This window comes from Streptomyces sp. NPDC058051, from assembly GCF_042885475.1.
GTDB lineage: Bacteria > Actinomycetota > Actinomycetes > Streptomycetales > Streptomycetaceae > Streptomyces.
Genome location: NZ_JBHVRW010000008.1, coordinates 31208 through 46581, shown reverse-complemented (window position 1 = coordinate 46581; position 15374 = coordinate 31208). Strand labels below are relative to the sequence as shown.

The 15374-nt window shown below is 72.4% G+C and carries 12 protein-coding genes and 1 pseudogene; 12 read left to right on the top strand and 1 reads right to left on the bottom strand.

From position 1 onward, the window contains the following. Positions 1 to 527: 527 nt before the first annotated feature. The 11 genes and pseudogenes from ACFVUT_RS15330 (at position 528) to ACFVUT_RS15280 (ending at position 13907) form a co-directional block, all read left to right on the top strand. A complete protein-coding gene (locus tag ACFVUT_RS15330; RefSeq protein WP_389650393.1) occupies positions 528 to 2108 on the top strand; it encodes an ABC transporter substrate-binding protein in 1581 nt (526 codons plus the stop codon). After that, positions 2105 to 3172: an ABC transporter permease gene (locus ACFVUT_RS15325; protein ID WP_389650396.1), complete on the top strand. Its 1068-nt coding sequence runs from the start codon at positions 2105 to 2107 to the stop codon at positions 3170 to 3172. The genes ACFVUT_RS15330 and ACFVUT_RS15325 overlap by 4 nt, the downstream gene beginning before the upstream one ends. Beyond that, a pseudogene (locus ACFVUT_RS15320) lies at positions 3169 to 4056 on the top strand (ABC transporter permease); the annotation flags it as partial. The gene ACFVUT_RS15325 and the pseudogene ACFVUT_RS15320, both read left to right, overlap by 4 nt. A gap of 211 nt (positions 4057 to 4267) precedes the next feature. After that, positions 4268 to 5317, top strand: a complete 1050-nt coding sequence (locus ACFVUT_RS15315; protein WP_389650398.1) for an ABC transporter ATP-binding protein — start codon at positions 4268 to 4270, stop codon at positions 5315 to 5317. Next, positions 5314 to 6372 (top strand): ABC transporter ATP-binding protein, encoded by a 1059-nt coding sequence (locus tag ACFVUT_RS15310; protein ID WP_389650401.1) that lies wholly within the window; start codon positions 5314 to 5316, stop codon positions 6370 to 6372. Before ACFVUT_RS15315 ends, ACFVUT_RS15310 begins: the two co-directional genes overlap by 4 nt. 56 nt (positions 6373 to 6428) lie before the next feature. Continuing rightward, complete coding sequence (locus ACFVUT_RS15305) at positions 6429 to 7589, top strand: LLM class flavin-dependent oxidoreductase (protein WP_389650404.1); 1161 nt, start codon at positions 6429 to 6431, stop codon at positions 7587 to 7589. Then, positions 7586 to 9997 carry a molybdopterin-dependent oxidoreductase gene (locus ACFVUT_RS15300; protein WP_389650407.1) on the top strand — a complete coding sequence of 804 codons (2412 nt, stop codon included), beginning with the start codon at positions 7586 to 7588 and terminating at the stop codon, positions 9995 to 9997. The genes ACFVUT_RS15305 and ACFVUT_RS15300 overlap by 4 nt, the downstream gene beginning before the upstream one ends. Then, positions 9994 to 11244 carry an acyl-CoA dehydrogenase family protein gene (locus tag ACFVUT_RS15295; protein WP_389650410.1) on the top strand — a complete coding sequence of 417 codons (1251 nt, stop codon included), beginning with the start codon at positions 9994 to 9996 and terminating at the stop codon, positions 11242 to 11244. The genes ACFVUT_RS15300 and ACFVUT_RS15295 overlap by 4 nt, the downstream gene beginning before the upstream one ends. A gap of 139 nt (positions 11245 to 11383) precedes the next feature. Then, positions 11384 to 12523 (top strand): LLM class flavin-dependent oxidoreductase, encoded by a 1140-nt coding sequence (locus ACFVUT_RS15290; RefSeq protein WP_389650413.1) that lies wholly within the window; start codon positions 11384 to 11386, stop codon positions 12521 to 12523. Beyond that, positions 12520 to 13275, top strand: a complete 756-nt coding sequence (locus ACFVUT_RS15285; protein WP_389650416.1) for an alpha/beta hydrolase — start codon at positions 12520 to 12522, stop codon at positions 13273 to 13275. Before ACFVUT_RS15290 ends, ACFVUT_RS15285 begins: the two co-directional genes overlap by 4 nt. 104 nt (positions 13276 to 13379) lie before the next feature. Continuing rightward, the gene (locus ACFVUT_RS15280; protein ID WP_389650419.1) at positions 13380 to 13907 is read left to right on the top strand and encodes a flavin reductase family protein; all 528 of its coding nucleotides are present in this window, start codon (positions 13380 to 13382) and stop codon (positions 13905 to 13907) included. 305 nt (positions 13908 to 14212) lie between these two features. Here the strand turns inward: ACFVUT_RS15280 and ACFVUT_RS15275 are convergent, their stop codons facing one another. Continuing rightward, positions 14213 to 14626 carry an organic hydroperoxide resistance protein gene (locus tag ACFVUT_RS15275; RefSeq protein ID WP_389650422.1) on the bottom strand — a complete coding sequence of 138 codons (414 nt, stop codon included), beginning with the start codon at positions 14624 to 14626 and terminating at the stop codon, positions 14213 to 14215. Positions 14627 to 14744: 118 nt separating this feature from the next. On the opposite strand from ACFVUT_RS15275, the gene ACFVUT_RS15270 reads away from it, so the two are divergent. Further along, on the top strand, positions 14745 to 15260 hold the full coding sequence (locus ACFVUT_RS15270) for a MarR family winged helix-turn-helix transcriptional regulator (protein ID WP_389650430.1): 516 nt from the start codon (positions 14745 to 14747) through the stop codon (positions 15258 to 15260). The last annotated feature ends 114 nt before the right edge of the window (positions 15261 to 15374 follow it).

Here is a 15374-nt window from a genome sequence, read left to right as displayed (position 1 = left end):
ACGGCGGCGTGACGTGAAGATACGAGGCATGCATCCGCTGCACCCCGGCGTGGTCTGCCGTTACGTGGACTATCGGCGCACCTCCAGCGCACTCTGTCGCTGACCCGACCGACGGCACGGTTCCGTCCGACGCGCTCGGGTTGATCCGAGGCGACTCCATCCACCGCTTCGACCTGCGGTGACTCTTCCTCCTCGCCGCTCGACTGCGGGACCGGGAGCACCGCGGCAGGCCCACCGGACACCGGCGGGCCCGAGCGGACCACAGGCATCACCACCGCGGCATCCACCTGCCGTGTCACCGCGGTGGGCTCCGGTCTCCCGTCCTCCTGCCCACAACCGTCGGTCCGGCATGCCGCCGTCGTGCCGAACCGCACCGCGCCGACGGCAGTAATCGCCCGCTCGCTCACGCCGCCCGCCCTTCTTGCCCCCACCCCGCCCCGCTTCCCGCGCCCGCACCGCCGACCGGGCGCCCACCGCGGCCCGGTCACGCCCGCACGCGGCCGAACGGCCGAGAAAGGTGCACACCCATGTCGCATCCGCCCTCCTTTCCTCCTCGTACCCCGTCCGCCGACACCGCCCGGCCACGGACGACGCTCGGCCGCCGGTCCTTCCTGGGGCTCTCCCTCGGCGCCGGAGCGGCGTTGGCTCTCGCCGCCTGCGGAGGGGAGTCCACATCCGCCGGCGCGGCCGGGCAGGGCACGCTCAAGTGGGGCTGGACCCTGCCCACTTCATGGGATCCCGTCACCTCGTCGGCGGGCTGGGACGTGCACTCCCTCTCGCTCGTCTACGCCGGCCTGACCAAGCTCGACGAGAAGGGCGCCCCGGTACCGGCGCTGGCCGAATCGTGGACGTACAACAAGGAAGGCACCGTCGTCACCTTCACCCTGCGCCGTGGCCTCACGTTCAGCGACGGGACCGTCCTCGACGCCACCGCCGTCAAGAAGAACATCGAGCGCGGGCGTGACGACGGCAAGTCACTGATCGCCGCACAGCTCACCGGCGTGCGGAAGGTGACCGTCCTCGACGCACACACGGTCGAACTGGGCTTGGCCGCACCGGACTTCCAGCTGCCGGCACTCCTGGCCGGCAAGACCGGAATGGTCGTCAACCCGAAGGTGTTCGAGTCGGATGCCGCGAGTCTGGCCACCGGACCGGCCGGCTCGGGCCCCTACACACTGACCAGCTACGTCCAGAACTCCAAGGCGGTCCTGCGCCGCAACCCCCGCTACTGGGACGCGGACCGGATCACGACACCGAACTTCGAGCTCTATCCGCTGCCCGAGCCCTCGACGGTCGTCGCCGCTCTCAAGTCCGGCCAGTACAACGTCGCCCAGATACCCGGCAGCCAGGTCGACGCCGCGAAGGCGGCCGGCCTGGAGGTGCAGGTCATCCCCTCCATGGTCGTGGCCGTGCTCGACGTCCACATCGGCAGGGAGCCGTTCACCGACCCGGATGTGGCCCTGGCGCTGAAGTACGCCGTCGACCGTGAAGAACTGCTGAAGACGGCGTCGTTCGGCTACGGCGAGGTGAGCCACCAACCCTTCCCGCGCGGCTACGCGGGCCACGACGACGCCCTCGACAAGCTCTTCCCGTACGACCCGGCCAAGGCGAAGGAACTCCTCGCCAAAGCGGGCTACGCGGACGGGCTGGAGATCACGCTCTCCGCGCAGAAGGCGGAGGGCGTACCGGAGCTGATCCAGGCACAGCTGAAGAAGGTCGGCATCACCGCCACCATCGAGACCATCCCCGCCGACCAGGCCACCCAGATCGTCTACATCCAGCGGCAGAAGGCCCTGTACGTCGACCAGTTCGCCGGGCGGGACGCCGCGACCCAGGCATTCCAGGTGCTGTTCGGCAAGGAGGGGCTGATGAACCCGGGCCGCACCGTGTCACCCGAGCTGGAGAAGGCCCTCGACACCGTGCGCCGCACGCCGCTCGACTCGCCGGACTACCCCGAGGCCCTGCAGAAGGCCACGGGTATCGCCGTACGCACCATGCCGAACGTCTTCCTGTACACCGTGCCGCGGATCCTGGCCCGCAACCCCAAGGTCTCCGCGATCCCCGCCTACAGCGTCGTCCAGCGCTTCGAGGGGGTCACCGTCTCATGACCGCCCCGACCGTGACAGCCACCGGGGCCACCCCTCGGTCACGGCCGGTGCGCGCACGCCTGGCCGCCGCGCCCCGCTCACTGGGCCGTGCCGCCGCGACCACCGCCACCGTGTTCCTGCTCGCCTCGCTCCTGACGTTCGCCCTGGGCGCCCTCTCGGACGCCAACCCCGCCGCCGCGGTGCTCGGCGACCTCGCCACACCGGCCGACATCGCCCGGATGGAGGCCCAGTTCGGCCTCGACCGCCCCCTCGCCGCGCAGTATCTGACCTGGCTCGGACACGCGGTCACCGGTGACCTCGGCGTCTCCTGGTTCACCGGCGTCCCGGTCATGGACAGCATCGCGCAGGCACTGCCGGTGGACCTGTCCATCGCCGGACTCGCGCTCCTGCTCGCCGTACTGATCGGCGGGGGCGCGGGCATCGCGGCCGCGCTCGACAACGGAGGGCTCGTCGACCGGGCCGTGACGCTCGTGTGCTCCGTCCTTGCCACCCTGCCGCCGTTCCTCATCGGCATCGTCCTCATCGTCGTCTTCGCGGTGCAGTTCGAAGCGCTGCCCACCGGCGGCTACGAACCGCTGGGCGCCGGAGCCGGCCAATGGCTGCGGTACGCGTTCCTGCCCGCCCTCGCCCTCAGCCTGGACGCGGCCGCGTCCATCGCCCGCCAACTGCGCACCTCGCTCGTCGGCGCGCTCCGCGAGAACTATGTGACCGGCGCGCAGATGCGCGGCTTCTCCACCCGGCGCGTCCTGTTCGGGCATGTCCTGCGCAACGCCGCCGGCCCCGCTCTGACCGTCCTCGGCGTCAGCGTGCCGGTCATCCTCGGCGGCGCCGTCGTCACCGAGAAGATCTTCAACCTTCCCGGTATCGCGCAACTCTCGCTCCAGGCGGCCGAGAAGCACGACATCCCCGTCATCCAGGGAACGCTGCTCGTCACCGTCGGCGTGGTGCTCATCGCGAACATCGCCGTCAACGCGGCCCTCGCCGCCCTCAACCCCGCCTCGGCGAGGCGGCGGCCCCGCGGGGCCGCCCGCAGGACTCCGGCCGGACAGGGAGGCACCGCATGAGGGTTCTGCGCCGCACCTTGACGATGCGTTCGGCCCGTGCCGCGGTGGCCGTCCTCGCGCTGGTCGCGTTCCTCGCCGTGGCGGGCGGCACCGTCGCCCCGCACGATCCGCTGGCCCAGCACCCCACCGACATGCTCCAAGGGCCGGGCGCCGGGCACCTGTTGGGCACGGACTATCTCGGCCGGGACGTCCTGAGCCGCGTCCTCGCAGGCACCGGACTCTCCCTGGTCGGGGCGCTGGAGTCCGTCGGCGCCGCGATGCTTCTCGGTATCGTCCCCGGTCTCGCGTCCGTGTGGCTGGGCCGCACCGTCGAATGGACGACGCAGCGCGCCGCCGACACCTTGATGATCATGCCGTTCACGGTGTTCGCGATCGCCGTGGTCGGGGCGCTCGGCAACGGGATGCACCAGGCGATGCTGGCGCTCGGCGTCCTGTTCGCCCCGCTCTACTTCCGGGTGACCCGCGCCGCCGCGCTCGGCCTCAGGCAGGCGCAGTACGTGGAGGCCGCCGAACTGATGGGCGCCTCCCGCCGCTGGATCCTGCGTACGCATGTCTGGGGCAAGGTCCTGCCGACGATCGCGGTCACCACGGCGCAGACCGTGGGCCAGGCCCTGCTGGTCGTCTCCTCCCTGACCTTCCTCGGCCTGGGAGTCCAGCCGCCCGCGCCGACCTGGGGCGGCATGCTCGCCTCCGACCTCGGCTATCTCGCCCAGCAACCCTGGGCCCCGCTGATCCCCGGCGCCGCGATCATGCTCACGGTGGCGGCGCTCAACATCCTCGCCGACGCGATCCGGGACAGCGGCGCGCCGGGAACCGGCGGCTTCGAGCCGGTGCGGGGCCGCAACAGGTCCGACGGCGCGCCACGCCCGAAGTCCGGTGGGGCGCCACAAGAGAAGGAACGGTCCGACGGCGCGGGCCCGGCAGGTGACGCGTCCGTCCGTTCGGAGTCCGGCGATGCGGGCCCGGCAGGTGACGCGTCCGTCCGTTCGGAGTCCGGCGATGCGGGCCCGGCACGTGACGCGTCCGCCCGTTCCCAGTCCGAAGGCAGCCGGGCCGGCAGTGCCCCGCACCGCGAGGAGAAGGAGGCGCACGACCATGTCACGACCGTCGGAAACAGCCGCTGACACCGTCCTCGGCGTCGACGGCCTCGACGTCACCGTCGGCGCGGGTGTGCGCGCCGTGCGCGATGTCTCGCTGAGCCTGCGCCGCGGCGAAGCCGTCGGCCTGGTGGGGGAGTCCGGCAGCGGCAAGACGCTGACATGCCGGTCCGTGCTGGGAGTACTGCCCCAGGGATGCCGAGTCACCGGCGGCCGGATCACCCTCACTCCCGACGACGAACCGGTCGAGCTGACGGAGCTGCCACGCAAGCAGTGGGACACCGTCCGGGGCCGACGCATCGCCGCGGTCTTCCAGGACCCCGCCTCGTATCTCAACCCCTCCCTGACCGTCGGGCGTCAGCTCGCCGAGCAACTGCGCGTCGGGCAGGGCCTGTCCCGGGCCGCGGCGCGCACCCGGGCCGTGGAACTCTTCGCGGCCGTCGGCCTGCACCGGCCCGCCGACCTCTACCACCAGTACCCGCACGAACTGTCCGGCGGCATGCTGCAACGCGTCCTCATCGCCATCGCCGTCTCCTGCGCGCCGCAACTGCTGATCGCCGACGAGGCCACCACAGCCCTGGACGTCGTCATCCAGGCGGAGATCCTGGAACTCCTGCGCACCCTGCGCGACGAACAGGGCCTCGCCCTGCTCCTGGTCACCCACGACCTCGCCGTGGTCGCCGAGAGCTGCGACCGCATCGTCGTGATGTACGCGGGCGAGATCGTCGAGGACGGCCCCACCGCCGAGGTGCTGTCCGCGCCCGCCCACCCGTACACCGAAGCGCTCCTGAACGTGGCATCGATCGGCGCGTGGGGACGCCGCACCCTCGATGTCATCCCCGGACGCCCGCCCGAGACCGGCGCCGAACTGCCCGGCTGCCGCTTCGAGGACCGCTGCTCCTACGCGACAGCCGCGTGCGGCGCGGGACCGATCGCCCTGCGCACCGGGAGCGACGGACGTCGCACCCGCTGCCTGCGCCCCGTCCCGGCCGACGCCTCCGTCACGGCACCGGCCGAACCCACCACCGCCCGAGGAGCCGCCGCATGAGCACCGCACCCGTGGCCGAACCGCGGCACCGCGCGGACAGCGACGACGCGGCGGGCACGCTCCTGGAGATCGAGGGCGTCAGCGTGTCCTACGGCCGCCGTGCCGGGGCACGTGGCGCCGCCCACCGCACGCGTGTGCTCACCGGCGTCGATCTGTCGGTGCGGCCCGGCGAGATCGTCGGCGTCATCGGTGAGACCGGGTCGGGCAAGACGACCCTGGCCCGCGCCACCGTGGGTCTCGTCGCCCCCGACAGCGGGCGCATCCGCTTCGAGGGACGCGACCTCACGGCCCTGCGCGCCAGGGAACTGCGCGCGTTCCGCCGCGAGGGGTGCGTCCAGTACATGTTCCAGGACCCGCTGCGCTCCCAGGACCACGATCTGACGGTGCGGCAGATCGTGGCCGAGCCGCTTGCCGTCGTCGGCACGCTCGACCGCCGGGAACGCGCGGCGCGTGCCGACGAGGCCCTGGCACTCGTCGGCCTGGACGCCGAAGCGCTGGGGCCCCGTACACCCGGCCAGATATCCGGCGGGCAACGCCAGCGCGTATCGCTCGCGCGCGCTGTCGTCACCCGGCCCCGGCTGCTCCTCACCGACGAACCGGTCAGCGCACTGGACGCATCCAACCGGAATCTCGTCCTGAACCTCCTCGACCGGCTCCGCCGCGAGCTGGGCCTCGCCGTCGTCGTCATCTCCCACGATCTGAGCTCGCTGGCCGGCATCGCCGACCGGGTCGCCGTGCTCTACCGCGGCCGGTTGGTCGAAGAAGGGCCCATCAGACAGGTCCTCGAACACCCGCGCCATCCGTACACCGCTCTGCTCACCGCCTCCGCGCCCCGTGTGCGCACGGACCGCACACTCCTGCCCGCGCAGCTCCGCGCCCCGGTCGGCCGCGCGCCCCTGCCGGACGACGAAGGCTGCGTCTTCGCTCCGCGCTGCCGCTTCGCCGACGCGCGGTGCCGCACCGAACCCGCGCGCGCGGAGGCGGCCGGCAGCCCGGCAGGAACACACAGCGTCGCCTGCCACCACGCCGGTTCCTGGCGCGCGGACGTCATCTGACCTCTGGGACAGCCACCCCCCCCGTCCCACCCTCACCACCTTCGGAGTACGTCACCATGCCCATCGAGTTCATCGGCATCGCCGCCACCCAGGAGACCAGTGAGAGCGGCGCCGGCACGCCCCCGGCCGCCCGCGACGGCATCTCCGCGCAGACCGAGGCCGGACACGCCACGGGCCCCGTCGTCCAACCCGCGTACCTGCGCGAACTGGCCCGCGCCCACGAGGAGTCGGGCTTCGACCGGGTCCTGGTCGCCCATTCGTCGGCGAGCCCGGACGGGTTCACGGTCGCCGACCAGATCCTCACCCACACCGAACGCCTCGGCGTCCTGCTCGCACACCGGCCCGGCTTCGTGGCCCCCACGCTCGCCGCTCGCAAGTACGCCACCCTCGACGCCTTCCACCCCGGACGGATCGCGTTGCACGTCATCACCGGAGGCGACGACACCGACCAGGCACGGGACGGCGACTTCAGCGACAAGCCCACCCGCTACCGACGCACCGACGACTACCTGGACGTGGTCCGCAAGGAGTGGACGGCCACCGAACCGTTCGACCACGAAGGCGAGTTCTACCGGGTGAAGGGCGGCATCTCCGCCGTCCGTCCCGCCGCGCCCGTCCCCGTCTACTTCGGCGGCGCCTCCGCCGACGCCGTCCGCGTCGGCGCCAGACACGCCGACGTGTACGCCTTCTGGGGCGAGCCCCTGGCCGGCATCGCCGAACGCATCCGCGAGGTGCGGGCCGCCGCCGCGCCGCACGGACGCAGCCCCCGCTTCAGCGTCAGCCTGCGGCCCATTCCCGCCGCCACCGAGGCCGAGGCATGGCAGCGGGCCGAGGAGATCCTGCGGCTGACGAAGGAGAAGGCGGGCGAGGCCCGCAAGGTGTTCTCCCTCGACCACAGCGAACAGCGGGGCTCCCAGCGCCTCCTGGAATACGCCGCCCAGGGCGATGTGCACGACAAGCGACTGTGGACGGCGATCGCCAGGACGACAGGAGCGGCGGGCAACTCCACCGCCTTGGTGGGAAGTTACGAGCAGGTCGCCGAATCGCTGCTCGACTACGTCGCACTGGGTGTCAGCACCCTGCTCATCCGCGGTTTCGCCCCCCTGGCCGACGCACGCGACTACGGCACCCTCATCGATCTCGTCCGCGCGCGGGCCGCGGCGGCCCCGGGGCGTGTGAGCCCCGCCGCCCTGGAGGACCCCGTGGTGTCCGCATGACCTGGGCCCCCGGCGGACCGCTGCCGACCACCTCCCACTGGGGCGCCTACCGCGTCCGCCCCGGCGAGGACGGCCGCCTCGACATCAGTCCGTACCCCGAGGACCCCTCACCGTCCCCCCTGCTCGGCAACGTGGCCGGAGCGCTGCGGCACCCCACACGGGTGCGCCGCCCCGCCGTGCGGCGCGGATGGCTCGAACACGGACCGGGGCCGAGCGGACAGCGCGGGCGCGAACCCTTCGTCGAGGTCGGCTGGGACGAGGCGCTCGACCTCGTCGCGGCCGAACTCGCCCGCGTACGCGACACGTACGGCAACCAGGCCGTCTACGGCGGCTCCTACGGCTGGGCCTCGGCCGGCCGATTCCACCACGCACAGAGCCAACTCCACCGATTTCTGGCCCAGTTCGGCGGATACACCGCGTCCCGCAACTCCTACAGCCTCGGCACCTCGCTCGTGCTGCTGCCGCACGTCGTCGGCCGTGCGGGCACCGAGGCGGTGCTGCGGGCCGCGTCCAGCTGGCCGACGCTGATCGCCCGCACCGAGCTGATCGTCGCCTTCGGTGGTCTGCCCGAGAAGAACGTGTACGTCACGCCGGGCGGCGTGACGCTTCACCGCTCCCCGGGGCACCTCGCCGAACTCGCCGCGGCCGGCGTACACGTGGCGCTCGTCAGCCCGTTGCGGGCCGACCTGCCGGACGGGCTCGACAGCACCTGGTATCCCGTCGTGCCCGCCACGGACACCGCACTCATGCTCGCCCTCGCGCACACCCTGCTCACCGACAACCTGTACGACCGCGCGTTCCTCGACCGCTGCACCACCGGCTTCGACACCTTCGCCCGCTACCTCGACGGCACCACCGACGGCACGCCCAAGAACGCCGACTGGGCCGCCGCGCTCTGCGGCATCGACGCCACGGCCATCCGCCGGCTCGCCCGCCGCATGGCCGCCTCCCGCACGCTGATCACCGTCACCTGGTCGCTCCAGCGCATCCAGCACGGCGAACAGCCCGTCTGGGCGGCGCTCGCCCTCGCCGCGATGCTCGGCCAGATCGGCCTGCCCGGCGGCGGCTTCGGCCACGGCTACGGATCGATGGGCGACGTCGGTGACCACGGACCACTGATCCGCCTGCCACACCTTCCCCAAGGCGCCAATCCCGTAAGCGAGTTCATCCCGTGCGCACGCATCGCCGACATGCTCCTGCACCCCGGCGAGCCCTACACGTACGACGGCGAACTCCGCACCTACCCCGACATACGCCTCGTCCACTGGGCCGGAGGCAACCCCTTCCATCACCACCAGGACCTCGGACGGCTGCGCCGCGCCTTCGGCCGCCCCGACACCGTCGTCGTCCACGAACCCCACTGGACCGCCACCGCACGCCACGCCGACATCGTGCTGCCCACGACCACCACCCTGGAACGCGAGGACTTCGGCGGCGGACGCCGCGACACCCACCTCATCGCCATGCATCGAGCCGTCGACCCCGTCGGCGAGGCCCGGGACGACCACGCCATCCTTGCGGCACTCGCCGACCGGCTCGGATTCGCCGAGCGGTTCACCGAAGGCCGCAGCCCCCGCCAGTGGCTGGAACACCTCTACGGGCAGTGGCGTGACGACCTGCGCGCCGAAGGAACCCCCATCCCCGACTTCGACACCTTCTGGGCAGCCGGAGCGTACGAACTTCCGCCAGGGCCGAGCGAGTTCACCCTCCTGGCGGACTTCCGCAGCGACCCCTCGGCACATCCACTGGACACGCCCAGCGGACGCATCGAGATCACGTCCGCGGCCATCGCGGCCCTCGGCCTCACCGACTGCCCCGGCCACCCCACCTGGCTGGAGCCCGACGAATGGCCGGGCGCACCGGCCGCGGCACGCCACCCTCTGCTGCTCATCGCCAATCAGCCCGCCACCCGGCTGCACAGCCAGAACGACGTCGGCGCGGTCAGCCTCGCGGCGAAGGTCGCGGACCGCGAGCCCGTCGAACTGCACCCGGACGACGCGGCCGCCCGCGCCATCCGTGACGGCGATGTCGTACGCCTCTTCAACGACCGCGGCGCCGTACTCGCCGGAGCCCGCATCACCGAAGACATACGCCCCGGTGTCCTGCGGCTGCCCACCGGGGCCTGGTTCGACCCGGCGCCGGACACGGATCCGCCGCTGTGCGTGCACGGCAACCCCAACACCCTGACCGCCGACATCCCCAGCTCCCGGCTCAGCCAGGGCTGCACCGGACAGCACACCCTCGTCGAAGCCGAGAAGTACCCCTGCCCACCGCCACCGGTGACAGTGCGCCGACCGCCCCGCCTGCTCGAACACTCCGACAGCGCGCACGCCGCGTCAGGCACCACCCGCACCTCGTCGGCCGCACACGACCGGCACGCCCACCTCTTCCGGCCGGAGACCCCGTGAGCCACACCCCGTCCCGCACCCCCGACAACGCCGTCGCCGATACTCCGTCCCGCACTGCCCACAACGCCGTCGCCGACCCGCCACCCCTTCCATCCCTGGACCTCGACCGCCTGCCCGGCATCACCCGGCAACTGGCCTCCCGGGCCGCCGAGCACGACCGCGATGCCACCTTTCCCACCGAAGGCTTCGCCCTCGTCCACGATGCCGGACTGCTCACCGCCACCGTCGCGGCGCACCACCAAGGCCCCGGCGCGGGCCTGGCCGACACCGTCCGCATCCTGCGCGCGCTCGGCGCCGGCGACCCGGCGGTCGCCCTCGTCACAGCCATGACCCTGTTCACGCACGCGGCCGAGGCCCGCACTCCGGCCTGGCCGCGGGCCGCGTACGCCGACCTCCTCACCGAAGCCGCCACCGGGCCCGCCCTCGTCAACGCTCTGCGCGTCGAGCCCGAACTGGGCAGCCCCGTGCGCGGCGGACTGCCCGCCACCACGGCCCGCCGGGACGGCGACCACTGGCTCCTGACCGGCCGCAAGATCTACTCCACCGGCGCCGTCGGCCTCAGCCGCATGCTCGTCCTCGCGCGGACCGACGAGGACGACGTCCGCGTGGGCACGTTCGTCGTCCGCGCGGGCAGCCCGGGCATCACCGTCGAACCGACCTGGGACCACATCGGACTCCGGGCCAGCCGCAGCGACGACGTCGTACTCGACGACGTACGCGTGCCCGCCGCCGACGTCATCGGCCTCAGCACCCCCGGCGCCGTCCCCGGCGCCCGCCCCGATGCCGTCAGCGGTGCCTGGAACGCGCTCGGCCTCACCGCGCTCTACCTCGGCGTCGCCGCCGCCGCCCGCGACTGGCTCATCGGCTTCCTCCACGAACGCGTGCCCACCGCCCTCGGCGCGCCCCTGGCCACACTGCCCCGCTTCCAGACCGCTGTCGGCGAGATCGAGACCGCGCTGACCACGGCCGACGTCCTCGTCGACGCGCTCGCCGCCCGGATCGACGCGGGTGACGAAGTCGCCGCCGTACAGGCCCCGATGGCCAAGGTCGCCGGAACCCGTGCCGCCATCACCGCGGTCGAGCAGGCCCTGTCACTCACCGGCAACCACGGCCTCACCCGCGCCAACCCCCTCCAACGGCACTACCGCGACGTGCTGTGCGGTCGCGTCCACACGCCGCAGGACGACTCCGTCCTCACCGCCGCGGGCCGCGCCGCCCTGGCCGCCCGATCCTCCCCGGGGCTGTGACCGGAAACGTTCACCGGTTCCGGCGACCCGGCCGGCCCACACCTCTCCGCACCAGCGGGCATCTCCGTGTCAGTCCACACCTCCGTACCAGTCCGCACGGCCATACCAGCTCGCACCTCCGCATCGAAAGGCCCCGTCAATGACCAGCCCGTCCGTCGAGTTCATCGGCATGATCGGCACCCAGGACGCCTCCGAGACCAGGCCCGCCCAAGGCCCGCTGATCGACGCCGCGTACACCACCCGCTTCGCCCGCGCCCATGAGGACGCAGGCTTCGACCGGATCCTCATCGGGTACAGCTCCTCCCGGCCCGACGGGCTCCAGGTCGCCGCACACGTCGCGGCGCACACCGAACGCCTGGGCCTGCTCGTCGCCCACCGGCCCGGCTTCATCGCCCCGACCCTGGCCGCCCGCAGCTTCGCCACCCTCGACCACTTCACCCGCGGCCGCGTCGCCGTGCACACCATCACCGGCGGCAGCGACGCCGAACAGCGCCGCGACGGCGACTACGTGGCGAAGGACGACCGCTACGACCGCACCGACGAATACCTCGGCATCCTGCGACGCGCCTGGTCGTCCGGCGAGGCCTTCAGCCACGAAGGCCGCCACTACCGTTTCGACGACTACACCCCCGGGGTGCTGCCCTACCGTGCCGAAGGCATCCCGCTGTACTTCGGCGGCTCCTCCACCGCGGCCTACCGAGTGGGCGGCAAGCACGCCGACACGTTCGCGCTGTGGGGCGAGCCGCTCGCCGAGACCGCCGAACAGATCGCCTCCGTCCGGACCGCCGCCCAGGCCGCGGGCCGCACCGAACCGCCCGGCATCAGCGTCTCCTTCCGCCCCGTCCTCGGCCCGACCGAGGAACTCGCCTGGGAGCGGGCCCACCGCATCCTCGACACCATCACCACCGGAGCCGGACGCCCGTTCTTCGACCAGGCACGCCACCACACCGGCAGCACAACACCCCAGAACACCGGCTCCCAGCGGCTGCTCGCGGCTGCCGCCAAGGCCGATCTCCACGACCGCGCCCTGTGGACACCGACCGCCACGGCGACCGGCGCCGGCGGCAACACCACCGCCCTCGTCGGCACCCCGGAGACCGTCGCCCAGGCGCTCCTCGACTACATCGACATCGGCGTCACGACCGTCCTCATCCGCGGCTTCGACCCGCTCGACGACGCCATCGACTACGGCCGCCACCTGCTGCCCCTCGTCCGCCAGGAACTTGCCCACCGCGCGGCCACAGCCACGCCCCTCACCCCCGCCGGAAGCGCCCGATGACCGACCTCGACACCACCCCTCGCACCGCCGCCCGCACCTGGCGGCCTCCCACCGCGATCGCACCGCGCGGCACGCTCGTCGTCCTGCCCGGACGAGGCGAACACGGCCTGGTGTACGAACGGTTCGGCCGCCGTCTGGCTGCCGACGGCTATGTCGTACACGCCCTGGACACGACATCCGACGCCGCGCTCGAAGACGTACTGACCGCCGGGGCAGCCGCCGTGGGGCCCGACGCGGACACCCCCCTCGTGCTGGTCGGCAGTGACACGGGCGCCCTCCAGGCCCTGCACATCGCCACGATTGCCGACCCGCGGCTGCCGGTGCGGGGCATCATCCTCACAGGGACCGTCACCACGGCGACTGCCACGCCCGCCACCGGCTGGGAGGCGGAACTCGACGCACGCACCGCCTGCCCGGCACACCGCCGGAAGATCACCGACGACGCGGACTTCGCACGCGGCCGGCTCTCCGAACCCGTGCCGCACCACCTCCTGCACGACGTGCGTCCGGACCTGCCGGTCCTGATCCTGCACGGCGCCGACGACCCACTGGCCCCCCTCGACCAGGCCCGGGCCCTCGCACGCCGTCTGCCGCACGCCACCTTCGGAGTCCTCGACGAGGGCCGGCACGACGTCCTCAACGACGCCTCGCACCGCACCACCGCCGCCCATGTCGTGATCTGGCTGGAGCGGCTGCGCGCCGACACCGCACTGCGCCCGATCCTGACCGTCGAGGCGGAACCCGAGGACTGACGCCGCCCCGTCACCACCGCACCAGCACGCACCACCTCTCACGAGCGGGCCCCGCCTCCGGACCCGGCGGGGCCCCGGCGCTCGACCAGCCGAAGGGAACCGGCATGACCGCCTCCACCGACCACCGCGAAGAAGCCCCCGCGACGCCCGCCACCGACGAGATACTCCGCCGCACACTGCGCCGACACGCGGCCGGAGTCACGGTGATCACCGTCCCCGGCCCCGCAGGCTTCACCGCCACCTCCTTCACCTCGGTGTCCCTCCAGCCACCGCTCGTCTCCTTCTACGTGGGACTCGGCGCATCCGCCGCGCAAGCCGTATGCGACGCCGACCGGTTCGCCGTCCACGTACTCGGCACACACAACGCCGCGCTGGCACAGCAGTTCGCGCGCAGCGGCATCAACCGCTTCGACGGCGTGCCCTGGACCGCGTACGACTACGGCCTCCCCGTCCTCGACGACGCCCCCGCCTGGCTCACCGCCCGCGTGACCCTGCGCCAGCGCGTCGGTGACCATCTCCTCGTCGTCGGCGAGGTCGAATCCGGCGCCGTCCACCAGGACACTGCCGCGCTCGTGCACCACGACGGGGCGTTCGCCCGGGCGCACCGGCTGCCCGCACCGGCATCGGACTGACCGGGAGGCCGAGGGACCGGCAGGGACGCGTCGATGACGGCGGGGGAGTTCTTCCGGTGCCTCGACCGGCCGCCGACCCGAATCCGTCAGTGCAGCGCGGCGCGGCGGTGACGCTCGCCGAGCGCTCCGCCGCGCCCGGAGGGCGTTCGGGGCCGTGTCGGAGAAAGCCCGGACGGGACGGCGCCAGGGCACCTGGGTGCCTCGACGCCGTCCCGTACTCCGGCCACCGGTCCGTTACGCACCGGGTCACCGGGGCGACTTCCCGGACGGGGCCCGTACTGCAACGGTCACGGTCCGCTGCTTGACTACTCGATGACCAGCTCGACCGGGATGTTGCCGCGGGTCGCGTTGGAGTAGGGGCAGACCTGGTGGGCCTGCTCGACCAGCTTGCGGCCGGTGGTCTCGTCGATGGCCTCGGGCAGCTCCACGCGCAGCGTGACCGCGAGACCGAAACCCTCACCCTGCTTGCCGATACCCACTTCGCCGGTCACGGCGGCTTCACTGACGTCGATCCGGGCCTGACGGCCGACAACGCCCAGGGCGCTGGCGAAGCACGCGGCGTATCCGGCGGCGAACAGCTGCTCCGGGTTCGTACCCTGGCCGCTGCCACCCATCTCCACCGGGATGGCCAGCTGCAGATCGAGCTTGCCGTCAGGTGTGACGGCGCGGCCCTCACGACCGTGGGTGGCGGTGGCGACGGCGGTGTAGAGCGCTTCCATGGAAAACCATTCCTCTCGGACGTCATGTCCAGCGGCGCTGTCCGGCCGCCCGCAGCAAGCAAAGCACACAATTCAATTGTGCACAATCAAGTTGTGTGTGCGGAGCTATGATGAGCCCATGACGTCCACGCCCAGCCCGAGCCGCGATTCCTCGTCCGAGGCCGACTATCTCCGTCTCGACCAGCAGATCTGCTTTTCCCTGAACGCGGCGTCACGCGCCTTCGGCAGCGTCTACCGCGTGCTCCTCAAGGACCTGGGTCTCACGTATCCGCAGTATCTGGTGATGCTGGTGCTCTGGGAGCACGGCGAGCTGCCGGTGAAGACGTTGGGTGAACACCTGCGGCTCGACTCCGGCACGCTGTCGCCGCTGCTGAAGCGGTTGGAGGCGGCGGGCCTGGTGCGACGTGAGCGCAGCGCCCATGACGAGCGCTCGGTGCACATCCACCTCACACGCGAGGGTTCGGCGCTCCGGGGGCGGGCAATGGCCGTGCCGCGCCGGATAGCTGCGGCGACCGGATTCGACCTCGACGAGATCAGCGACCTGCGGGCCCGGCTCAACCGGCTCACGGCGGCGCTGGACTCGGCGGCACTGGAGGAGGACCTGGGCGGCGCCTACGAGGTGTACGAGCGCTAGACCGTCTGCTGACGTCGGCCTCTGATCGAACGAAGCGCAGAAGGGGCGGGCCGACCGGGACGTCAGGCGCCGACAGCGGCTGGTCCGCTCCGCTCCGCGAAGTTCTCCCGCCCT